General features: G+C 63.5%; 17 protein-coding genes and 1 pseudogene. 7 read left to right on the top strand and 11 right to left on the bottom strand.

Features of this window, described 5'->3' with window-relative positions:
- Positions 1 to 98 precede the first annotated feature (98 nt).
- Entirely contained in the window at positions 99 to 1,910 is a 1,812-nt protein-coding gene (locus tag XcyCFBP4188_RS21575) for an EAL domain-containing protein (RefSeq protein WP_043909451.1), read from the top strand.
- 9 nt (positions 1,911 to 1,919) lie between these two features.
- Here XcyCFBP4188_RS21575 and XcyCFBP4188_RS21570 read toward each other — a convergent pair whose 3' ends face one another.
- The 5 genes from XcyCFBP4188_RS21570 to XcyCFBP4188_RS21550 all read right to left on the bottom strand — a co-directional run bounded on the left by XcyCFBP4188_RS21570 (position 1,920) and on the right by XcyCFBP4188_RS21550 (position 6,228).
- Complete coding sequence (locus XcyCFBP4188_RS21570) at positions 1,920 to 2,510, bottom strand: DUF1349 domain-containing protein (protein ID WP_080949646.1); 591 nt, start codon at positions 2,508 to 2,510, stop codon at positions 1,920 to 1,922.
- Between the two features lie 47 nt (positions 2,511 to 2,557).
- Positions 2,558 to 3,478: a M14 family metallopeptidase gene (locus tag XcyCFBP4188_RS21565; RefSeq protein ID WP_006451336.1), complete on the bottom strand. Its 921-nt coding sequence runs from the start codon at positions 3,476 to 3,478 to the stop codon at positions 2,558 to 2,560.
- Between the two features lie 174 nt (positions 3,479 to 3,652).
- Entirely contained in the window at positions 3,653 to 4,162 is a 510-nt protein-coding gene (locus tag XcyCFBP4188_RS21560; RefSeq protein ID WP_006451335.1) for a ferritin-like domain-containing protein, read from the bottom strand.
- A gap of 483 nt (positions 4,163 to 4,645) precedes the next feature.
- The gene (locus XcyCFBP4188_RS21555) at positions 4,646 to 4,903 is read right to left on the bottom strand and encodes a KGG domain-containing protein (protein ID WP_023904015.1); all 258 of its coding nucleotides are present in this window, start codon (positions 4,901 to 4,903) and stop codon (positions 4,646 to 4,648) included.
- 149 nt (positions 4,904 to 5,052) lie between these two features.
- Entirely contained in the window at positions 5,053 to 6,228 is a 1,176-nt protein-coding gene (locus XcyCFBP4188_RS21550; RefSeq protein ID WP_006451334.1) for an NAD(P)/FAD-dependent oxidoreductase, read from the bottom strand.
- 241 nt (positions 6,229 to 6,469) lie between these two features.
- On the opposite strand from XcyCFBP4188_RS21550, the gene XcyCFBP4188_RS21545 reads away from it, so the two are divergent.
- From XcyCFBP4188_RS21545 to XcyCFBP4188_RS21520, 6 genes are read left to right on the top strand one after another with little or no spacing between them, the layout of a single operon-like run.
- Positions 6,470 to 7,654, top strand: a complete 1,185-nt coding sequence (locus XcyCFBP4188_RS21545) for a glycosyltransferase family protein (protein ID WP_006451333.1) — start codon at positions 6,470 to 6,472, stop codon at positions 7,652 to 7,654.
- Between the two features lie 56 nt (positions 7,655 to 7,710).
- Positions 7,711 to 8,484, top strand: a complete 774-nt coding sequence (gene rfbF / locus XcyCFBP4188_RS21540) for a glucose-1-phosphate cytidylyltransferase (RefSeq protein ID WP_006451332.1) — start codon at positions 7,711 to 7,713, stop codon at positions 8,482 to 8,484.
- A gap of 4 nt (positions 8,485 to 8,488) precedes the next feature.
- The gene (locus tag XcyCFBP4188_RS21535; RefSeq protein WP_006451331.1) at positions 8,489 to 9,538 is read left to right on the top strand and encodes an NAD-dependent epimerase/dehydratase family protein; all 1,050 of its coding nucleotides are present in this window, start codon (positions 8,489 to 8,491) and stop codon (positions 9,536 to 9,538) included.
- A complete protein-coding gene (rfbC, locus tag XcyCFBP4188_RS21530) occupies positions 9,535 to 10,116 on the top strand; it encodes a dTDP-4-dehydrorhamnose 3,5-epimerase (RefSeq protein WP_006451330.1) in 582 nt (193 codons plus the stop codon). Before XcyCFBP4188_RS21535 ends, rfbC begins: the two co-directional genes overlap by 4 nt.
- Positions 10,113 to 11,414, top strand: a complete 1,302-nt coding sequence (locus XcyCFBP4188_RS21525; RefSeq protein ID WP_006451329.1) for an NAD(P)H-dependent oxidoreductase — start codon at positions 10,113 to 10,115, stop codon at positions 11,412 to 11,414. Before rfbC ends, XcyCFBP4188_RS21525 begins: the two co-directional genes overlap by 4 nt.
- A 44-nt stretch (positions 11,415 to 11,458) precedes the next feature.
- Positions 11,459 to 12,502: an acyltransferase family protein gene (locus tag XcyCFBP4188_RS21520; protein WP_043909448.1), complete on the top strand. Its 1,044-nt coding sequence runs from the start codon at positions 11,459 to 11,461 to the stop codon at positions 12,500 to 12,502.
- Between the two features lie 61 nt (positions 12,503 to 12,563).
- On the opposite strand, the gene cobA is transcribed toward XcyCFBP4188_RS21520, so the two are convergent.
- The 6 genes and pseudogenes from cobA to XcyCFBP4188_RS23525 form a co-directional block, all read right to left on the bottom strand.
- Positions 12,564 to 13,310: a uroporphyrinogen-III C-methyltransferase gene (gene cobA, locus XcyCFBP4188_RS21515; protein WP_172839305.1), complete on the bottom strand. Its 747-nt coding sequence runs from the start codon at positions 13,308 to 13,310 to the stop codon at positions 12,564 to 12,566.
- A 69-nt stretch (positions 13,311 to 13,379) separates the two neighbouring features.
- A complete protein-coding gene (locus tag XcyCFBP4188_RS21510) occupies positions 13,380 to 16,115 on the bottom strand; it encodes a nitrate reductase (protein ID WP_104592828.1) in 2,736 nt (911 codons plus the stop codon).
- 59 nt (positions 16,116 to 16,174) lie between these two features.
- The gene (gene nirD, locus XcyCFBP4188_RS21505) at positions 16,175 to 16,540 is read right to left on the bottom strand and encodes a nitrite reductase small subunit NirD (RefSeq protein WP_074057492.1); all 366 of its coding nucleotides are present in this window, start codon (positions 16,538 to 16,540) and stop codon (positions 16,175 to 16,177) included.
- Positions 16,537 to 18,990 carry a nitrite reductase large subunit NirB gene (gene nirB, locus XcyCFBP4188_RS21500; protein ID WP_104592827.1) on the bottom strand — a complete coding sequence of 818 codons (2,454 nt, stop codon included), beginning with the start codon at positions 18,988 to 18,990 and terminating at the stop codon, positions 16,537 to 16,539. Before nirB ends, nirD begins: the two co-directional genes overlap by 4 nt.
- Before the next feature lie 23 nt (positions 18,991 to 19,013).
- Complete coding sequence (locus tag XcyCFBP4188_RS21495) at positions 19,014 to 20,183, bottom strand: nitrate/nitrite transporter (protein WP_174705870.1); 1,170 nt, start codon at positions 20,181 to 20,183, stop codon at positions 19,014 to 19,016.
- 888 nt (positions 20,184 to 21,071) lie between these two features.
- Positions 21,072 to 21,349 (bottom strand): annotated as a pseudogene (locus XcyCFBP4188_RS23525) (hypothetical protein); the annotation flags it as partial.
- Positions 21,350 to 21,690 lie beyond the last annotated feature (341 nt).

Here is a 21,690-nt window from a genome sequence, read left to right as displayed (position 1 = left end):
TGTTCGATCAGAGAAAATTGTGCTGGCGTGATCTCCATGCTCAATAGTTTAATCGCTCGGGCCATTAGTGTTAACAGGCCCTAGTAGCAATGCAGTGTGTGATCTTCAACACGGACTCTGACGACATGACGCTTGCTCTGGACGACAAAACGCAGGAACGGCACTTCGACTGGTCCGGCGTGCCGATCGATCTGGGTGGGATGGAGCCGCTCGATCAGATCGCACGCCTGGTCTGCCACGCGTTGGTAGCGCCTGCTGCTGCGCTGACCATTACCGAAGGCGGCCGCTTACGTGTGCTGGCGGCGCGCGGCATCAGCATCGGCCACGTTGAACAGGCCATCGCGTCGTGTTGCCAGGTCAATGCCGCCGCCAACGGCGTTTCGGAGCTGATCGGCCACTCCGCGCTGGCACCGATTCAGCTCGGCGATGCAGCCTTCCCGGGGTTGCCTGCGCGCTTCATCGCCTGTGTGCCGGTCGGCACGCCGCAAACCGGCGTCTCCGGCACGCTGTGCGTGATCGATACGCGTGAGCGCCATCTGGCCAGCCAGGAGCATCAGCAACTGCTGATGTTCGCCAACGTGGCCGCCGCGCAACTTGAGTTGCAGTTCGGAGCCGGCCGTCGCGAGCCGCATAGCGGCCTGCTCAATGCGCGCCAGCTGCAATCGGATCTGGATGCTCTCGCCTTCGGCAGTCATTGCGTGCCGACCATCGCCTCCTTCATCGAGGTCTACGACACCCAGGCCGCCAACGAAGCGCGTCAGGCGCTGGGCATGCAACCGTTGGAAGAGCTGATACGGCACGCCAGCTACGTGCTGACCCGTGCACTGCGTGGCAAGGCCACCGTGTATCACGTGGCACCGATGCGGTTTGCGTTCTTTCTGTTGAACTCTGCGCCCGACGAAATGGAAGACCTGTTGCTCGATCTGCGGGACATGCTGCATCAGCCGATGGATGCGGCCGGCGTGCCGATGTCGTTGACCTTTCACGCCGGTGTTGTGCGCTTTGCACCGCAGCAACCCGACACCAACGATGTCATGCGCAAGGGGTTGGTGGCGTTGGGCGATGCGATCAACAACCACGCCATCGTGTGCTGGTACAGCGCCCTGCACGACGATGCGATTCAACGCTCTTACCGCCTGGCATTGGACGCAGAACGTGCATTGGATGCCGGCGATTTCCGGCTGGTGTTTCAGCCGCGCATCGACCTTGCCGACCTGTCGGTGACCGGTTTCGAAGCACTGCTGCGCTGGCACCACGCCAGTCTTGGCCCGATCGGCCCGGACGAATTCATTCCGCTGTTCGAAAAGACCGCCCTGATGTGCACCGTCACCAACTGGGTGATCGAAACTGCGCTGGTGCAGCTGGCCAAGTGGCGGGCACAGGGGCTGGATTTCTCGATCTCGATCAATCTGTCCTCACGCGATTTCGGCAACCTCAATCTGGCTGCGGATGTCATCAATCGCTGCAGGGAACTGGCGATCCCCACCTCGCGGATCGAATTGGAAATCACTGAAGGCCGCTGGTTGCGCAGCAATGTGGAAGCAGTCCCTCGGCTACGCGCACTGCGCGATGCCGGCGTCAGCGTGGCCATCGACGATTTCGGCACCGGCTACAGCAACTTCGGTTACCTCACCGAGTTGCCGGTCAACGTGCTCAAGCTCGATCGCTCGCTGGTCACCGGCATTGCCACCAAGGCCGGCATGCAGATGCGCGCCGAGGCGGTGGTGCGGCTGGCCAATGCGCTGGGCTATCGCACCGTGGCCGAAGGCATCGAACATGCCGACGAAATCGCGCTGTTGCGTAGCTGGGGATGCGACGAAGCGCAGGGCTATCTGCTCTCCCGCCCGATGGAAGCGCACCTGGTGGCCGCTTACGTTGCGCAGGCGCTGGCCGCGCAGCGGCTGCCGTGAGCGCAGCGTTCAACTCAGATCGTGCAGCGCCTTGCCCAATGGTGGACCCAGCGTCCAGTCGGAGAAGCGCACCTTCAACCCCGCGCGCTCCGGCGTGCAGCACATCGGCCCGACCCGATAGGCGTCGGCCACCGGGAACGGGCAAAGCCTGATCAGCGGCCAGCTGCATCCATCGGCAGAAACCTGCAGACGCAACACGCCCTCGGCAACGGTGGCGCGGATCCAGAAATCCTTCGGATCGGCTTCGTAGGGACCGGTGGCCCAGTCCGACACCGGATTGGTCAGCACGCTGCTGAGCATCGCGCGGCCGTCGCTGAGTTCGATGCCCGCCTTGACCCAGCGCTGCTCGTCCACGCGCACCATGATGCCAGCCTGGTCGTGGAGCGATGCGTATTGGGCGCGCACGCGCAGCTGCGCGGTGAAACCCGCTGCAGCTGCGACACCCAGAAAATGCCCGCTATCGCGGGTAAATCCGTAATGGGTCTGGCGCCAGAAGTCGGTGGCCTGGTCGGTCACCACCTCCAAGGTGTCGCCATCGATCTCCACTGTCTTCGGCCGGTTGAGCCAGATACCACCGTGCCAGGCCGTGTCATGCGGCATGCTGATCTCCGAATTCGTTGTGACCTGCTTTTCCCGGCTGCGCGTCTTCACGCATGCGCCAGCGCGTAATCCAGTGACGCACAGATGGCCGCCACCTGCGCCGCATTGCATTGCGCAGGCGTTGCACACGGGCTGTCCGGATACACCTCGGTGGTGGTGCGATAGCGTGCCTGCGTCACGCCGGCGCACAAGCCCAGACGCCGCACCGGATAGTTGATGACACCATGGCCCACCACAGCTGCGCCGATGAGTTGGCCCTGCGCGTCGGCAGGCGCGATGTGGGTGATCTGCGCCACCGCCGCAATCACGGCCTGCTGAAATTCCGGCTGCGGATCTTCGCTGTCGCCGACCAGATAGAAACCATCCGGAATAGCGCCCGGCACGTACGCAACACCGTCGCGCGCGGCCAACGCCGGGCGGAATTCGGTTTCGTCGCTGTCGGTAGTTTCGTGCAGATCGATATGCACGTGCATCTGCCCAGGCAGTGCGGCGACCAGCTGCATCAACGCGGCCGATTCTGCTGCAGGACTGGCCTGGCGAAAGGAACGATTCGGATCGATTGCATCGGCATTCCAGCGTTGGATGCGCTCATACCCCCACGGATTGATGCAGGGCGCCACCAGCAGGTTGATCCGGCCCGCGTAATGGGCGGCGTGTTGCTGCAGGAACTGCAGTGCGCCCTGCACGCCACTGGTTTCATAACCATGCACACCGCCGGTGACCAGTGCACACGGCAGCGCAGGGTCCCAGTCGGCAGTGCGCAGTGCGATCAGCCGATAGTGTTCGGTTGCCGCGCTGATCGTTGCGTAGTGCACGCGTTCAAAGCGCGCATCCATGCGCTCGATGGGCTGCACGACATCGTCGGCATAACTGCGCTGGCGCAGCTGGCGTGCACGCCATGCACTGCGCTCTGCCTCACCCCAGGGGTGCCCTGCACTGCCGATCGGATAAGCCGCGTGCTCTGTCATCACTGCAACCGTTTGTCGAAAGACCGACAAGGGTAAGCGTTGCGAACAAGCCGGTCCATGGCAGCGCCAGATCGCGCATGCTGCCGCATCCAAGCCTGTCTCGGAACAAGAAAGGCCCTGCATCGCAGGACCTTTGTGTCTACCAATCCACAGCGTGGTGCCCCGCGTTGCGGCTCACTTCTTCGCAATGACGCCCGGGGTTGCATCCCGCACCAGGAATTCTTCGGTCAACTGCGGCAGATAGTCCAGCAACCAGTCGGCCATTGCATGCTCCTGCTCCAGTATCTGCTCGCACACGCGCTGGGTTTGCACATCGCCCACCGTCCTGGCTGCACCCAGCAACGCGGTATAGGTGGCGATTTCCAGATTCTCGAACACATAGCCGGCCATCGCACCCTTGACGATTTCGTCGGAGGTGGTCATGCCGCCCATGGCCTGGCCGAACGCGGCCATCTTGCCCATGGTGTCCTTGATCACCGACGGCGAACCGCCAAGGCGCTCGATACAGGAATCGACCAGGCGCTGCTGGCCCAGCGTCTCTTCCAGGTGCTGCTCGAGACGTGCCTTGAGCTGAGGATAATGCTCGATGCGCGCCGCCTGGGCCTTGAGCATCTGCTCGGCCTGCTGCTCCATGGCATGCGCATCGCGCAACCAGTCCATCAAATTTTCTTGGGGTTCGGCCATGCGACATCTCCTGTTATGTGCGAGGACTCCAGCGTGGCGCGCACCGCATGAAAGACACGGCTGCACCAGGTGAGCGCGCAGTGGGACGTCTACATGCAATTGACATCACGACCCAGCGAATGGGCCGAGACGAGAGAATCAGGGTCTGGCCAGCTCTGCAAATCCTGCAGACACTGTCAGCGGTGCGACAGGGAGGGTGAAGAATTTCCCTGCAATCGATGGCAGCGCCGCACAAGGTGTGCAAAATTTTCCTCACCCCTGCCGATGCGTTGCGCACCAACAGATTGAAGGCTGCACCTTTGCAATCCAATCGCCATCAGGCGACCTCAAGCGATGGAGTGCTGCAATCGTTTGTGCCTGCACACCTCGAATGACATCGCGAAGTGCCTTCCCAAAAACGCAACAGGCTCTGCATCCAGCTGACGCAGAGCCTGTCGTGCTGCAACCCGCACCGGCACGCCATCGGCGCGCCGAACGGCGGATTTAGACTGCTTCTTCCTGCGGCTTGGCCTGCTTGGAACGGCCACCCTTGCTGCCGATACGCGACATATGATCGCGGTCGCGGCTGACTGCCTGGCCGCCCTTGCGACCCGCTTCACGTGCTTCGTCGCTGGTGAATTCATGTGCATTGCCGCTGGCGTGGGCGGCTTTTCCACCGCTGCTGGCCAACACGCGGCGCTTTTCAGGATCCAATGCGGCAAAGCCGCGCCGGCTACGAGTAACGTTCTGTCCGTCTTCCACTGTGCCTCCTCTCGATGCTTCGTTGGTACGCCATTGGTAATGGGGTCAACGCAACAATCGTGCCAACCCGCAAATGCAGGCCACACGGTGCACGTACATGGGGTGTCGGAAAAAACGGCTGCGCTCGCTGTGCAAATCTTGCACTCCTGTCAGCAGGACGTGGCTGCCGCTTGCGGCGATGCGTGGGTAGCGCTACCAGTGCTGGCCTGCAATGGGCGATCTTCCAGCAACGCGGCAACGTGCGCGGCGATGCTCAGGCAGCAGGTCAACCCCGGCGATTCGATGCCGAACAGATTCACCAGCCCGGCGATGCCGTGCAGGCCTGGCCCATCGATGCGGAAATCGGCGGCCGCCTCGCCGGGCCCGCTGATCTTCGGCCGTACGCCGCAATAGCCAGGCTGCAATGCGCCCTCCGGCAAGCCAGGCCAGTACCGCCGTATCGCCGCAACGAAGCTGTCTGCCCGCGTTGGCTCGCAGTGGTAATCGGGCGCACTTACCCACTCCACATCAGGGCCGAAGCGTGCACGTCCGCGCAGGTCCAGGGTGAGATGTACGCCCAGGCCGCCAGGTTCGGGCAGCGGATAGATCAATTGACCAAACGGTGAGCGGCCGGCCAACGTGAAGTAGCTGCCTTTGGCGAAGTAGGCCCGCACCTGTGCACGCGCGGGCAAACCATCGGTGCGGGCAGCCAGGGGTGGCGCGCCATGGCCGGCTGCATTCACCAGCCAGTTGCAGGTGAGCGACACCGGCGCATGGCCGTCACCTGCAATCGAAAGACGGAATCCCGCTGCATTTGGCTCGACGTGTTCCACCGTCGTGCGCAGCGCCACGGTGGCGCCGTGCGCTTCTGCATCGCCCAGCAATGCCAGCATCAATGCATGGCTGTCGATGATGCCGGTGGCGGTGGACTCCAGAGCGGCAACGCAACGTAGCTGCGGCGCGCGCTCCCGCACCTGCGCCTGACTGAGCGGCGCAACACCGTGCGCACCACCGGCCACCGCGTTGTGATGCAGCCGGTCGAGTTGTTCGCGTTGCGCGTGATCGCACGCAATGATCAATTTGCCGCAACGCCGATACGGCACGTGACGTTGCTCGCAATAGGCATACAACACGGTGTTGCCGCTGACGCACAACTGCGCCTTCAACGACCCGGCCGGGTAGTAGAGACCCGCGTGGATCACCTCACTATTGCGCGCACTGCTGCCAGTGCCGATCGCGGCCTGCGATTCCAGTACCAACACCGCACGCCCCTGCAGCGCGAGGTGACGCGCAATCGCCAGCCCCACCACGCCTGCGCCCACCACCACACATTCAACGTCGTGCATGTTCGGCCTCAAACCATCGGCAACTCAGCGGGCTTACACCATAGCGCACAGGATTTTCGCGACCGGTATCACTCTTTTCTCACTATCTGCTCTTATTATTTAGGTCGGGTTATGTTGAACCGCACAGTGATGCGAGGCGACGAACGTTTTCCTGGCCTTGGTCTGAGGCGTGCGTTGTTTTACCCACCCGAGTAAAAGCAGTGGCGGCCGGTTGGCAGGTGCGATCACCGAAGGAGTATCGATGGACGCAACGCGCTCGGTCCTGCTGGCCTCCAATTACCAGGCCTGGCCAGAGGCCTTCAACGGGCAGGCCTATGCCTTGCTCAATGTCATCGGCAGCCTGGAACATGCAGACCTGCTGTGCCCGCCCGCAGCGGAGTACACCAGCGGGCGCGGGGTCAATCCGGGTGTGTCGTATCTGCTCAACGAACTGAAGCATCGCGGCGCCTCTGCACTGCATCGGTTGAGCGGGCGGCCTGCCCTCTCCAATGCACAGCCGCGCAAAGTCGAGCAGGACTACGACCTGTTTTTCTACGTGTGCCAGTTCCCCAGAGAGCTGAGCGCGCTCGGACGCATGGACGGCTGGCGCAAGCGCTGCCGCACGCGTGTGGTGTACCTGCTGGAAACCTGGCCTGAGCTGCTGGAATCGCAAAAGACCGAATTGAAACTGCTCGATCAGTTCGATCATGTCTTCGTGCTCAATGCCAGCTGCGTGGATGCGCTGCGTGGCTACACCAGCACACCGGTGTCGTTTCTGGCCAGCGCGTGCGACACCCTATTGGCAACCCCACTGCCGCGTGCGCCACAGCGCTGCATCGATGTGGTCAGTATTGGCCGGCGCGTGCCGCAGGTGCATGCGCAATTGCTGGCGCATGCACAGGCCAACCCAGGATTTTTCTATCTGCACGACGTGCTACGTGGCGGTGCGGTGCAGGACTGGGCTGCGCACCGCCTGCAATCGAGCGCCATGATCAAGCGCGCCAAGTTCTTCATGGCCCACGACTTTACTGTCGACACGGCAGGCTTCTTCAAGGGCGTGAAAAAACAGGCCTTGGCCACGCGCTATTTCGAAGGTGCCGCAGGCGGCGCGATCGTGCTGGGTTCTGCGCAGGGCTGCCCGGAATTCCGGCAGTTCTTCGATTGGGACGATGCGGTCATCGATCTGCCGTCAGACGTCCGCGACATCGGCCAGTTTCTGCACGATCTGGAACAGCAGAGCGAGCGGCTGGATCGCGCACGCCTGCACAACACCGTGCAATCGCTACGCCGGCACGACTGGGCGCACCGGTGGGCGAAGATTCTGCAGACGCTGCAGCTGCCTCGCCCGGCGTTGATGGCCGAGCGTTTTTCCATGCTCGACAACCTGGCGGCCATGGCCGAACACGCTGCCTGCTCCCCGGCACCCGTGCTGAGCATGACCGCATAACGTTGCATCGCAGTGCTCCGGCATCACGCAAGGCTCCAGCCCCAAAGGACGTATCAATGAAAGCAGTCATTCTGGCTGGCGGACTGGGAACGCGCATTTCCGAAGAAACCGCCATCCGCCCCAAGCCCATGGTGGAAATCGGCGGCAAACCGATCCTGTGGCACATCATGAAAATCTACGCGCACCACGGCATCCAGGATTTCGTCGTGTGTCTGGGGTACCGCGGCGAAGTAATCAAGGATTTTTTCATGAACTATCACATGCGCGAATCGGATGTGACCTGCGACCTCGGCAGCAATACGACCACCTTGCATAACACCCGTGCCGAACCCTGGCGGGTGACGCTGGTGGACACCGGTGCGCAGACCATGACCGGCGGCCGGCTGCGCCGTGTGCGCGAGCATCTGCGCGGCGAATCGGCGTTTTGCATGACCTACGGCGATGGCGTGGCCGATGTGGATATCGGCGCAGCCATCGCGCTGCATCAACGCGAAGGCCGGCTTGCCACGGTCACGGCCGTGCAACCGCCCGGCCGCTTCGGCGCGCTGCGGGTGGAAGGCGAACACGTCACCGGTTTCCGCGAAAAACCGCTGGATGGCGATGGATTGATCAACGGCGGGTTTTTCGTGCTGGACCCACGCGTGATCGATGTGATCGAAGACGACGCCACCGTGTGGGAGAACAGCCCGCTGGAAACGCTGGTCGACCGCGACGAGTTGAGCGTCTATCGCCACGACGGGTTCTGGCAACCGATGGACACATTGCGCGACCGCAATCATCTCGAAACCCTCTGGTCGTCCAATCGCGCGCCGTGGCGCGTGTGGGAGTAACAGCATGCGCATTCTGATCACCGGCAACATGGGCTATATCGGGCCGGTAGTGGCCGCCCATTTGCGACAACGCTATCCGCAGGCCTGGTTGGTGGGGCTGGATCGCGGCTGGTTCGCGCATTGCCTGTCCGACCCGCGCCGCCTGCCGGAAGTGGTGCTGGACCAGCAATGGTTCGGCGATGTGCGTGACCTCACCGCGCAGCAACTGCAGGGTTTCGACGCAGTGGTGCACCTGGCGGCGATCTCCAACGATGCGATGGGCAAGCGCTTCGAGCTGGTCACCGATGCGATCAACTGCAAGGCGAGCGTTGCCGTGGCGCATGCCGCCGCACAGGCCGGCGTGCGCCACTTCGTGTTCGCATCCAGCTGCAGCGTGTATGGGGCAGCCGCCGATGGCACGCCGCGCTCGGAAACCAGCGCCATCGCCCCGCTGACGGCGTATGCGCATTCCAAGATCGATACCGAACGTGCGCTTGCGCAGCTGGATGCCGACATGGTGATCACCTGCCTGCGTTTTGCCACTGCCTGCGGCGCCTCGCCACGCCTGCGGCTGGACCTGGTGCTCAACGATTTCGTCGCCAGCGCCGTGGCCAACGGCACCGTGGAGGTCCTGTCGGATGGCTCGCCGTGGCGGCCGTTGATCCATGTGCGCGATATGGCGCGCGCCATCGACTGGGCATTGAGCCGCACACCGCTGGCCGGTGGGCAGTTCCTGTTCGTCAATGCCGGCTCGGCACGCTGGAATGTGCAGGTACGCGATCTGGCGCATGCGGTCGGTGTGGCGATTCCCAGCGCAACGGTGTCGATCTCCAGCAACGCGCCGGCCGACAGCCGCTCGTATCGTGTGGATTTTTCCCTGTTCGAACGTCTGGCTCCCGAGCATCAACCGCAGGAAACCCTGCGCTCCACCATCACCGAACTCCGCGACGATCTGCAGCGCGCCGGTTTCACCGATGGCGACTTCCGCCAGAGCTCGGACTTCATCCGGCTGCGCATCCTGCAGCAGTTGGTCGATGCCGGCACCCTCGCAGCGGATCTGAGGGTGGCTGCATGATCTTTCACCCTACCCCGCTGGCAGGCGCGTTTGTGATCGAGCCGGAACAACGTGGCGATGCGCGCGGTTGGTTTGCAAGAGTATTTTGCACCCAGGAAATGGCGCAGGCCGGCCTGGTCGATCAGTTCGTGCAGGTCAACAACTCGTTCAATGCGCAGGCCGGCACCTTGCGCGGCATGCACTACCAATTGCCGCCTGCCGCCGAGGTCAAGATCGTGCGCTGCATTCGCGGTGCGCTATGGGATGCGATCGTGGATCTGCGCCCGGATTCGCGCACCTACCTGCAGTGGTACGGCACCGAATTGACTGCGGAAAATCGCCTGGCGCTATACGTGCCGCGCGGCTTTGCGCATGGCTTCATCACCTTGCAGCCGCAGACCGAAGCCTTCTACTTCGCCAATGCGATGTACACGCCGCAGGCCGAGCGCGGCTTGCGCTGGAACGATCCACGTCTGGGCCTGCAGTGGCCGCTCGAGCCGCAGCTGGTGTCCGACAAGGATGCCGCCTGGCCAGACTTCAACGAACACCAGCACGGCATTGCGCAGCTTGTCGGGCTTACCCAGAAGGAGCGCGCATGAATATCGATCGTCTCTTGCAGGCACGCGCCGATGCAGGTCGCCCATTGCGGGTTGGCCTGTACGGTGCGGGCTTCATGGCACGCGGCATCGTCAACCAGATCGCGCACTCGGTGCCGGGCATGCGGGTGTCGGTGATCTGCAACCGCAGCGTGGACAAGGCGCTGGAGGCGTATCGCCAGGCCGGCCAGCATGCACGTGTGGTGGATGGCGCCACCGAATTGAAGCGCCAGATCGCTGCCGGCATTCCTGCCGTGACCGATGACCCTGCATTGGTCTACGAATGCGACGCACTGGATTGCCTGATCGATGCCACCGGCGCCATCGAGTACGGCGCGCACATCAGCCTGGGCGCCATCGCCCATGGTCGCCACATGGTCACGATGAACGCCGAGCTCGACGGTACCGTCGGCCCGCTGCTCAAGCGCAAGGCCGATGCGGCCGGGGTGATCTTCAGCGCCTGCGATGGCGACCAGCCCGGCGTGCAGATGAACCTGTATCGGTTCGTGCGCTCGATCGGTTTGACGCCGCTGCTGTGCGGCAACATCAAAGGCTTGCAGGACCCGTATCGCACACCGGCGACACAAGCCGGTTTCGCCGCGAAGTGGGGCCAGGACCCGCATATGGTCACCAGTTTTGCCGATGGCACCAAGATCAGCTTTGAACAGGCGATCGTGGCCAACGGTACCGGCATGTCGATCCTGCAGCGCGGCATGACCGGCTATGAGCATCGCGGGCATGTGGACGCATTGACCAAGCGCTACGACATCGAGGCGTTACGTGCAGTGGGCGGCGCGGTGGATTACGTGGTGGGCGCCCTGCCCTCGCCCGGCGTGTTCGTGCTGGCCAGTCACGACGATGCCAAACAGCAGCATTACCTCAATCTCTACAAGCTCGGCGAAGGCCCGCTGTACAGCTTCTACACGCCGTATCACCTGTGCCATTTCGAGGTGCCGTTGTCGGTGGCGCGCGTGCTGCTGCTCGGCGATGCGGTGCTGCAGCCGCTCGGTGCGCCGCTGGTGGAAGTGATCGCCACCGCCAAACGCGACCTGGCCACCGGCGAAACCATCGACGGGCTCGGCGGCTACATGAGCTACGGCCAATGCGAGCGCGCCGATAGCACCGCAAACGCACGGCTGCTGCCGATGGGCGTGGCCGAAGGCTGCGTGCTGCGGCATGCGGTGGCCAAGGACCAGGTGCTGACTTACGACGACGTGCAGCTGCCGGCCAACCGCCTGATCGACCGCCTACGTGCGGAACAGGCCAGCGTCTTTGCCGACGCTGCGGAAATGGCCGCCTGAGCGCAGGGACACCGGCCTGCGTCCGCGTGCCGATGTCGCAGCCGATGGCAGCGCTGCCTGCCCGTCCCACCATCCGCGTCCTGCAGGCCGGGCGTGCGCTGGCCGCGATGATGGTGGTAGTCAGCCACAGCGTCCTGCCCACCACGCACCTGGTGCAGCCGTTACCCGCATGGCTGGCTGCGGCACTGGCGCATGGCTATCTGGGCGTGGATTTTTTCTTCGTGCTGTCGGGCTTCATCATCTACTACGTCAACCACGCCAGCGCGGGCAGGCCAGGCTGGAGCCGCGACTACGCCAGCAGCCGCATCAGCCGCATCTATCTGCCGTACTGGCCGGTGGGTGTTGCGTTGGCGCTGGCCTACACGCTGCGGCCCAGCCTGGATGATGGCGACATGGGTTGGTCGTGGTTTGCCACGCTGACCCTGCTGCCGGTCGATGGAGCCTCCGCCCTGGGCGTGGCGTGGACGCTGAGTTACGAGCTGATGTTCTACGCGCTGGCGTGGTTGTTCTTTCGCAGCGGGCATCCGTTGCGCTGCGCGGTACTCTGGGCAAGCGTAACGTTGCTTTACGCGGCAGTTGGCGCACCGTTTGCACAGCCGGTCGATCTGTCCTGGCGTGCACTGCTGCTGCATCCCATCACCCTGGAATTCGTCTTCGGCATGCTGGCCGCACGCGCGGTGCAGAGCACTGCACCATGGACTGTCTGGGTCAGCAGTGCTGTCGCGGTCGTCGCGTTGATGTGCTTCGTCATTGATGGCATGCAACGCGTGCATTCGCCGCTGCTCGGCCTGGCGATCGCCGGCACATTGGTCGGCCTGGTGCGGGCCGAATGGCGCGGCTGGCTACGCATCGGCCCGATCCTGCTGTTGCTGGGCAATGCCTCGTACGCCATCTACCTGGTGCATATGCCGCTGGTGTCGCTGGTGGCGCGCACCACACGCCGACTCGGGCCGCTGGCCACCTGGCCGGTGAACCTGCTGCTCAGCGTGAGCGCCGCACTGCTGCTCGGCGTGGTCTATCACCTGTGTTATGAGCGCATCGCCTTGCGGCATGCGCGTCGCCTGTTGGCACGTCGCGTTGTGCAGTGAGCATCTTTTTCGCGATGAAGCCGCGCGCACCACGTTGCAGGCCACTGTTTTGAAATCGCGCTCAACCCACCGCCTGCTCCAACATCACGCCGAAACGATCGTCGCACCGCGCTGCCGCCTCGGATAACGCAGTGCCCACCAGCAGCAAGGTCGGCAAACCCGGTAGCAGTGCCGCAGCGGTGCTTCCAAGCTCGCCCAATGTGGTGAGCCGGCGTTGCTGCTCGGGACGTGTGGCGGCCTGCACGATGGCAGCCGGCGTGCTTGCGGGCAGATGCGCCAGCAAGGCACTGGCCAATGCATCGGCGCGCCGCAGGCCCATATAGATCCCCAGCGTCGTGCCGCTGGAAGCAAGAGCGCCCCAATTCGGCTCGCCGTGATCGTGCGTATGCGCGGTGACGAAAGTGATGCCGTGGCAATGGCTGCGGTGGGTCAACGACACTTCCAGCGCGGAGGCGGCGGCGAATGCGGCACTGACGCCGTTGATGATCTGCACACCCACCCCGGCGCGGCGCAGGAAGCTGATTTCCTCCCCTGCGCGCCCGAACAGGAGTGCATCGCCCCCTTTGACGCGCACCACGCGCAAGCCTTGCAAGGCGTAGCGCCGCATCAACCGGCAGATGAAGTCCTGTGGCGTCGATCTGCAACCACCGCGCTTGCCGACCCGGATCACCCGCGCCTGCGGTGCGAGTTCGACGATGTCCGGGTTGGCCAGATCGTCCAGCAATACCACTTGCGCGGCAGCAAGCGCCTTGACCGCCTTGATCGTGAGCAGTTCCAGATCGCCGGGACCGGCGGACAACAACACCACATCACGCGTGCAGGAATGACTGACGGACATGAGAAAGATCTCGCAGTGTGTGGAGGTAGGGACGCTCGCTCAGGCGAGCCGTGGTTGCCGGCACAGCCGGGTGAGTTGCGGAACACAGGAGCCGCAGACGCTGCCGCAGCCCAGGCGTTGTTTGAGCTGATCCAGATCGGCGCCGTCGTCGATGGCGGCATGAATCGCAGACGTCGACACCTGCATGCAGGTGCACACGATCGGGTCGCTCGGCGTGCGTTGCGTCTGCGCGAACACCGCCAGCCGCGGACCACGCCACGCCTGGCCTGCCAATGCGGTAGCAAGCAAGGCGTGATTGGCCTCGCTGGGCTGCGCAGCAGTGAGCAGCAAGCCATCGATATGGCTGTGACCGTCCTGCATGCGCCAGCCGACGCGGCGCATCAGGCCGCGGCGCAGGTCGCGGTATTCCAGGACGTCCGCGCCGGACGGCAGCTGCAAGGCGGCGACCAGGCGATCGATCCATTGCGCATCCGGTGCGCGTTCGCAGGCAGCATGCAACACCGCCCAGTTCCCGCCCGCCTCCGCCAGCGGCTCGGCATGCAGCCGCAGCGATGCATAGCCGCAGTCGCGCAATAGCGGCTGCAACGTCTGTTGCAAGAACAACGCATCACCGCGCCGGGCCGCGAGCAGATGCCAGCCGAACACGGCCTTCTCCACTCGCACTGCGGCGTGCTTGAGCTCGGGCTGCTGCGAGCGCGCATCCACCGCCGGGCTGCTCACTTCATTGATGCCGCCACTGGACAGGCTCTGCCCACTCCAATGCATTGCGGCGAACACGGTGCCCGAGCGCAGTTCGTCGGAGAGTTCCAGCGGCAGCACCAGCGCGCCGCGCTTGCTCGCAATCTGCACCAGTTCGCCGGCGACCAGACCGCGTCGCGTTGCATCGTCCGGATGCATGCGCAACGCCGGTTCGGGGCTATGCGAAAACGCCGCAGGCACGCGTCCGCTGCGCGACATGCCATGCCACTGATCGCGCAGGCGGCCGGTCAGCAACCGCATCGGAAAGCGTGCCGAGGTCGGCTCGGCCACCTTGCGATACGGCGTGGCATGGAAACGCGCGCGTCCGTTGCTGGTGGCGAACACGCCATCGGTATAGCGCCGTGCCTGCCCGTGTGCGGCACCGGCAGGAAACGGCCATTGCTGCGGCCCGCAATCCAGCATCGCGTAATCCAGCCCGCCGATATCCAGATCGCGGCCCACGGTCAGCGCACGCTGCTCGTCGAAGATCTGCGCGGTGGTATCGAACGCAAACAAGCCTGCGCCGCTGGCAGGTGCAAGACGCGCTTCGAGCCGGCGTGCCACTTCGCGCGCGATCCACCAATCCGCACGCGCCTGGCCCGGCGCGTCCACCGCCTTGCGCACGCGGGTGATGCGGCGCTCCGAGTTGGTCACCGTGCCGTCCTTCTCGCCCCAGCTAGCCGCCGGCAACAGCACATCGGCATAGGGCACGGTGTCGGTGCCGGAAAACGCATCCTGCACGATCACCAGCTCGGCCTGCTCCAGTGCGGCGCGGATGCCCTCCACCTCCGGCATCGAATGCACGGGGTTGGTGCAGACAATCCAGACCGCTTTCAACGTGCCGGCACGCAGGCGCTCGAACAACTGCACCGCCGGCGTGCCTGCAGTGGCGCTCAGACGCCCGGCCGGCACATTCCACAGGCGTTCCAGTTCCGCACGGTCGTCGGCATTGCCGATCTCGCGATGCGCCGCCAGCATCGTCGCCATGCCGCCGACCTCGCGCCCACCCATCGCATTGGGCTGGCCGGTCAACGAAAACGGCCCGGCACCCGGCTTGCCGATCTGCCCCGTCGCCAGATGCAGATTGATCAGGGCCAGATTCTTGTCGGTGCCATGCGCGGATTGATTCAAGCCCATGCAATACAGCGACAACGCCGCCGGGCTGCGCCCGAACCACTCCGCCGCCTGCACCAGGTCCTCATGCGAGATACCGCAGATCTCGGCGCTCATACGCGGGGTGTATTCGCGCAGCATGTGCTTGAGGGCATCGAAACCCTCGGTATGCGCCGCCACGAAACGCGCATCCACCAGACCCTCCCAGATCAGGTGATGCAGCATGCCGTTGAACAGTGCGACGTCGGTCCCGGGCTCGATCGCCAGGTGCAGGTCGGCCATGGCCGCGGTGTCGGTGCGACGCGGATCGATCACGATCCAGCGAATCTCGGGATTGCGTGCGCGTGCAGCTTCCAGCCGGCGAAACAGCACCGGATGCGCATACGCCATGTTGCTGCCGGCAAACAGCACCGTCTGGGCCAGCTCCAGATCCTCGTAACAGGTCGGCGGGCCATCGGTGCCCAGGGCGAGCTTGTAACCGGTGACCGCGCTGGACATGCACAGGCGCGAGTTGGTGTCGATATTGTTGGTGCCGAGCAAGCCCTTGGCGAGCTTGTTGAAGACGTAGTAGTCCTCGGTCAACAACTGCCCGGAAAGATAGAACGCCACCGCATCCGGGCCATGCTCCTCGATGATTGCGGCCAGCTTGTTGGTGACGTGGCTCAACGCCTGATCCCAGCTCACCGCCGCACGTGGCGCCTGCCGATGACGACGCAGCTCCGGTTCGAGCACGCGCCCCTGCGTACTGGCAACCGTCTGCGGCAACGCCAGGCCCTTGCTGCATAACCGCCCATGATTGGCCGGATGCAGCGGGTCGCCTTCGATCCCGACGATGCGTTCGCCGGTGTTGTCATGCTCGCTGTGAATCAGCACGCCGCATCCAACGCCGCAGTAGCAACACGTCGAGCGCGTGATGCGATGCATCGGCGAGGACATGTGCGGCTGCACCGCCTCGCCGCTTGATGCGGGCTGCAGACCTTCGCTCATGCGGCTGGCTCGGCGATTGCGTCGGGTTGCGACACCGGCTGCAACACGATCCATACCGCGTCGGCTTCCACCTTGACCGGGTAACGCGGCGCGCAGCCCACATCCGGTGCGCAGGCCTGCCCGCTTTGCAATGCAATCGCCCAGCCATGCAATGGGCAAGTCACGGTTTCGCCGGCCACGATGCCCTGCGACAGCGGCCCGCCCTTGTGCGGGCAACGGTCGCGCAGCGCGAACACCTGATCGCTGGCAGTGCGGAACAAGGCAATCGGCGGAATGCCATCGATATCGAGCACGCGCGCACCCAATGCAGGCAGCTCCTGCAGCGCGCACACGCGGATCCAGGTGGTCTCCTGCATGCTCATTCCTCCACCGTTGCGGCCGGCGCGGCGATGCGCAGCGGTTGGTATTCCTGTCGCCGTTCGCCGGCGATACGCGCCTTCCACGGGTCAACCAGGCCTTCCAGCGAGTACAGCAAGCGCTCGTACAAGGTGCGGCGATTGGCTGCGTCATCGACCACTTGTGCACGGATGTAATCCAGTCCCACGCGTGCGATGTAGTGCACGGTGCGATCCAGGTAATAGGCCTGCTCGCGATACAGCTGCAAAAACGCGCCGGTGTACTCGCGCACTTCCTCGGCGGTGGTCACCTTGACCAGAAAGCGCGCCACTTCGGTCTTGATGCCGCCATTGCCGCCGATATGCAGCTCCCACCCCGAATCCACCGCGATGATGCCCACGTCCTTGATGCCGGATTCGGCGCAGTTGCGCGGGCAACCGGACACCGCCAGCTTCACCTTGTGCGGGCTCCACATATTGGCCAGCATGGTTTCCAGATCGATGCCCATCTGCGTGCTGTTCTGGGTGCCGAACCGGCAGAACTCGCTACCCACGCAGGTCTTCACCGTGCGGATCGACTTGCCGTACGCATGCCCGGACTGCATGCCCAGATCACGCCACACATCCACCAGATCCTCTTTCTTGACCCCGAGCAGATCGATGCGCTGGCCGCCGGTCACCTTGACCATCGGCACCGCATATTTGTCGGCAACATCGGCAATGCGGCGCAACTCGCTGGCATTGGTCACCCCGCCCTTCATCTGTGGAATCACCGAGAAGGTGCCGTCTTTTTGAATGTTGGCGTGCGCCCGCTCGTTGATGAAACGCGATTGCGGGTCGTCGATCGCCTCATGCGGCCAGGTCGACAACATGTAGTAGTTGATCGCCGGCCGGCAGGTCGCACAGCCGTTGGGCGTGCGCCATTCCATGAAGGCGTAGGCCTGCGCGTGTGTCAGCAATTTGTGTTCGCGAATGGCGCGCCGCACTTCGCCATGACTCAGATCGGTGCAGGCGCAAACCGCCTTGGTTTTCGGGGTTTCCTGGAAGTTGGAGCCCAGACAGTTCATCAGGATCTGCTCGACCAGCCCGGTACACGACCCGCATGAACTCGCCGCCTTGGTGTTCTTCTTGACGTCGTCGACAGTGAACAGGCCTTGCTCGCTGATAGCCTTGACAATCGTGCCCTTGCACACGCCATTGCAGCCGCAGACTTCGTCGCTGTCGGCCATCGCACTGGCACGATCCTGCCCGCCGGTACCGGCATCGCCCAACGCGCTTTCGCCGAAGATCAATTGATCGCGCTGCGCCTGGATCGGCGTGCCGTCCTTGAGCAACTTGAAATACCAGCCGCCATCGCTGGTGTCGCCATACAGGCATGCGCCCACCAGCACGTCGTCGCGGATCACCAGCTTCTTGTAGACGCCGCCGGCCGGATCGGACAACACGATCTCCTCGCAGCCATCGCCGCCCATGAAATCGCCAGCCGAGAACAGATCGATGCCGGTGACCTTGAGCTTGGTCGAGGCCACCGAACCGCGATAGATGCCAATGCCGAACTGCGCCAGATGATTCGCGCACACCTTGGCCTGCTCGAACAACGGCGCCACCAGGCCGTACGCAATGCCGCGATGGTTTGCGCACTCGCCCACCGCATACACGCGTGGGTCGAAGCTCTGCAGACTGTCGTTGACCACGATGCCACGCGAACAGTGGATGCCGGCCTCTTCGGCCAGCCGCGTGTTTGGGCGGATACCCGCTGCCATCACCACCAGATCGGCCGGGATCTCGCTGCCATCGGCGAACTTCACGCCGATCACGTCGCCCTGCGCATTGCCCAGCAGCGCACTGGTCGCAGTACTCAGCTTGAACTCCAACCCGCGCGCACGCAGCGCCTGCTGCAGCAAACCACCGGCCACCGGGTCGAGCTGACGCTCCAGCAACCAACCGGCCAGGTGCACCACGGTCACGTCCATCCCGCGCACTTTCAAGCCATTGGCCGCTTCCAAACCGAGCAAACCGCCGCCGATCACCACCGCGTGCTGCTTGGTGCGCGCGGTATCGATCATCGTGCGCGTGTCCTGGATATCGCGGTATCCAATCACGCCCTTCAAGTCGCTACCGGGAATCGGCAACACAAACGGCACCGAGCCGGTGGCGATCAACAAACGGTCGTACTCGGCCTCGGTGCCATCGGCGGCAATCACGCGGCGACGTACCCGATCGATGCGCGTGACTTCCTTGTTCAAATGCAGGTGGATGCCGTTGTCCTGATACCACTGCAACGGATTGAGCACGATGTCGTCGAACTCCTGCTCGCCAGCCAACACCGGCGAGAGCAGGATGCGGTTGTAGTTGGGATGCGGCTCGGCGCCGAACACGGTGATCTGGTACATGCCCGGCATCAGCTTGAGCAGTTCTTCCACGGTGCGGATGCCGGCCATGCCATTGCCGACGACGACGAGTCTGGGTTGCTTCATTGCCTGGATTCCTGTCGACATGTTCAGACGCGCGCCGCGCCGGCGGTGGACCATTCGTTACGCCATTGCGTCTTGACCCCGGCCAGCAGCGCCCAGCCACCAAGCGCGAATGCCGCGAACAACCACATACCGACCGCATAGCTGCCGGTGTGCTGCTTGAGCACGCCCAAGCCTGCAGCAAGCGCAAATCCACCGATGCCACCAGCCATCCCGATCAAGCCGGTCATTACCCCGATGTCCTGCGCAAACCGCTGCGGCACCAGCTGAAACACCGCGCCATTGCCGGCGCCCAGGCACAGCAGGGTCAACACGAACAACGCCAGCGTCACCATCGCGCCGCCGGCACCGAAACCTGCGATGCCCACCAACACGGCAACCAACAGATACACCGTGAGCAAGGCACGCGTGCCGCCAACGCGGTCGGCAATCACACCGCCCAATGGACGCATCACCGAACCCGCCAACACGCAGGCGGCCGTCGCCCACCCTGCAGTGCGCGCATCGAAGCCGAACTGGTCGTGAAAATAGCCGGGCAATGCACTGGCAAACCCGGAAAAGCCGCCGAAGGTCACCGAGTAAAAAAACATGAAGCGCCACGCATCGCGATTGCCCACCAGCACGCGGCCATAGTCGGCCCAACGCTTGCGCGCGACCGGCGCGGGTGCTTCTTTCGCGATCAAGACGAACACGATCAGCGTCAACAGCAACGGAATGCACGCCAGTCCAAACACGTTCTGATAACCGAACGCCAACGCCAGCATCGGTGCGAACAATGCAGCCAGCACCGTGCCGGAATTCCCTGCACCGGCAATCCCCATCGCGGTGCCCTGATGCTCTGGCGGATACCAGCGCGAGGCCAACGGCAAGGCGACCGCGAACGAGGCGCCGGCAATGCCGAGCAGCACGCCCAGCAACAACACCTGCCCCATGCTGTGCACGCCCAGCTGCCATGCACCGAACAACGAGGCAATCACCGCAAGTTGAGCGACAACGCCAGCGCGCTTGGCACCGATGCGGTCGGCCAGCATGCCCAGCACCAGCCGCAACACCGCCCCGCACAGAATCGGCACCGCCACCATCAAGGCGCGCTGCTGCGTATCCAGTCCCAGCGCTTGCGCGATCGGCACCTGCAGCGGACCGAGCAGATACCACACCATGAAGCTCAGGTCGAAATACAGAAAGGATGCGAACAAGGTGGGCGTGTGCCCGGATCGCCAGAACGAGCGCTGCATAGAGACCTCTTCGAATGCGATGGCCAAAAAAAAACGGCGCCCCTCCGGTAAAACCGGAAGGACGCCGTTGTCCTGGATGCGTGCGGATCGCCGTTGATCCGCTGCATCGTGTTCGTGTTGTTGCAGGCACGCCGTTGCACCTGCACGTAATCACTACGCAATCAACGTGCCAACTTGCTCACCCGAGCATCACGACGATACAAGTCATTGAAAAATAGTGGTTTGAATGCAGCGCGTCCGACTTAACGACGACCTGTCGACACGCCAGTGCAGCCCACCATTCCCATCTTTCGTGCAGCAATGCACCAACAGCGTGCGTCGTGTACCACGTGCTCTGCCGCTTGGCACGCCTGATAGGGCCGAACAAAACTACTGCACGGCTGGTGCTCGGAAGCCTCATCTAGCACGCGTGCACACCGATCGAATGTCTAGGTCAAAAGCATAGTTAGTCGAGCGCGCGGCGCCCTTGCCGCTCGCGGGACACGCCGCAAGTACGTCCATGTAGGCTCGGTGGCGGCATCCATGCCGCCACACGGTCCCGCAAGCGGCGAGGACACCGCACCAGGAAGTTTGCAGGCTGTTTTATTGAAAACTCTGCACACCGACCATCTCGACTGGTCCTTGCCCGCCCACCGTCGCGGGACCTTACGCGGCATGGATGCCGCGTAAGAGCTTACACGGACGTACTTGCGGCGTGTCCCGCGAGGGTGGGCGGGCAAGGGCCCTGCAGCAAACCCATAGATCACCGCTCTGCAACTGATCTATCTGCACTGTCCCACCTTCCAGACAACCGAGATTCAAGTCATGGCGTCGCTTAGAGTCAGCCAAATGCTTAGGTCAAAAGCCTAGCTAGTCGAGCGCGCGGTGCCCTCGCCGCTCGCGGGACACGCCGTGAATCCGTCCGTGGAGGCTCAGTGGCGGCATCCATGCCGCCACACGGTCCCGCAAGCGGCGAGGACACCGCACCAGAAAGTCGTAGGTTGCTTTGTTGAAAGCCTTCCTGTTGATCGCGTTGCGTTGCGAAGCTGATCGGACACGTAATCATTCGAACAACGCACGTTTACATCGCTTGCACCATGTACACCGACCATCTCGACTGGCCCTTGCCCGCCCACCGTCGCGGGACCTTACGCGGCATGGATGCCGCGTAAAGCCTACACGTACGTACTTGCGGCGTGTCCCGCGATGGTGGGCGGGCAAGGGCCCTCCAGCAAACCCACAGATCGATAGCTCCACAACCAACTCAAACGTCAGGCGTTAGGCCTTAGGCGTCAGACGAGTGCAAGCATGCGCAAGAGTTCGGAGTTCATGCGGGTCCATGCTGGTTGCCTTGCCGGTGACGCGCTCCTGCCTAGCGGTAACACCGTCGTGTAGTCATCCGCCCTAGGGAACCTCTGAACAACGCACCACAGATACGCGACACTACCCGCCTATTGTTGAGGAGTGATCCATGCAACTGACGTTCGGT

Origin of the sequence: Xanthomonas hortorum pv. cynarae (genome assembly GCF_002939985.1) — a bacterium.
Classification (GTDB): domain Bacteria; phylum Pseudomonadota; class Gammaproteobacteria; order Xanthomonadales; family Xanthomonadaceae; genus Xanthomonas; species Xanthomonas hortorum_D.
The sequence above is the reverse complement of the archived record's forward strand: the minus strand, read 5'-3'. Positions and strand labels throughout refer to the sequence as shown.

What these genes read in the sequence shown, in the direction of transcription:
- XcyCFBP4188_RS21570 (WP_080949646.1), bottom strand. Translation starts at nt 2,510, where the DNA reads ATGCCGCATGACACGGCCTGGCACGGTGGTATCTGGCTCAACCGGCCG.
- XcyCFBP4188_RS21565 (WP_006451336.1), bottom strand. Translation starts at nt 3,478, where the DNA reads ATGACAGAGCACGCGGCTTATCCGATCGGCAGTGCAGGGCACCCCTGG.
- XcyCFBP4188_RS21560 (WP_006451335.1), bottom strand. Translation starts at nt 4,162, where the DNA reads ATGGCCGAACCCCAAGAAAATTTGATGGACTGGTTGCGCGATGCGCAT.
- XcyCFBP4188_RS21550 (WP_006451334.1), bottom strand. Translation starts at nt 6,228, where the DNA reads ATGCACGACGTTGAATGTGTGGTGGTGGGCGCAGGCGTGGTGGGGCTG.
- XcyCFBP4188_RS21545 (WP_006451333.1), top strand. Translation starts at nt 6,470, where the DNA reads ATGGACGCAACGCGCTCGGTCCTGCTGGCCTCCAATTACCAGGCCTGG.
- rfbF (WP_006451332.1), top strand. Translation starts at nt 7,711, where the DNA reads ATGAAAGCAGTCATTCTGGCTGGCGGACTGGGAACGCGCATTTCCGAA.
- XcyCFBP4188_RS21535 (WP_006451331.1), top strand. Translation starts at nt 8,489, where the DNA reads ATGCGCATTCTGATCACCGGCAACATGGGCTATATCGGGCCGGTAGTG.
- rfbC (WP_006451330.1), top strand. Translation starts at nt 9,535, where the DNA reads ATGATCTTTCACCCTACCCCGCTGGCAGGCGCGTTTGTGATCGAGCCG.
- XcyCFBP4188_RS21525 (WP_006451329.1), top strand. Translation starts at nt 10,113, where the DNA reads ATGAATATCGATCGTCTCTTGCAGGCACGCGCCGATGCAGGTCGCCCA.
- XcyCFBP4188_RS21520 (WP_043909448.1), top strand. Translation starts at nt 11,459, where the DNA reads ATGGCAGCGCTGCCTGCCCGTCCCACCATCCGCGTCCTGCAGGCCGGG.
- XcyCFBP4188_RS21510 (WP_104592828.1), bottom strand. Translation starts at nt 16,115, where the DNA reads ATGCATCGCATCACGCGCTCGACGTGTTGCTACTGCGGCGTTGGATGC.
- nirD (WP_074057492.1), bottom strand. Translation starts at nt 16,540, where the DNA reads ATGAGCATGCAGGAGACCACCTGGATCCGCGTGTGCGCGCTGCAGGAG.
- nirB (WP_104592827.1), bottom strand. Translation starts at nt 18,990, where the DNA reads ATGAAGCAACCCAGACTCGTCGTCGTCGGCAATGGCATGGCCGGCATC.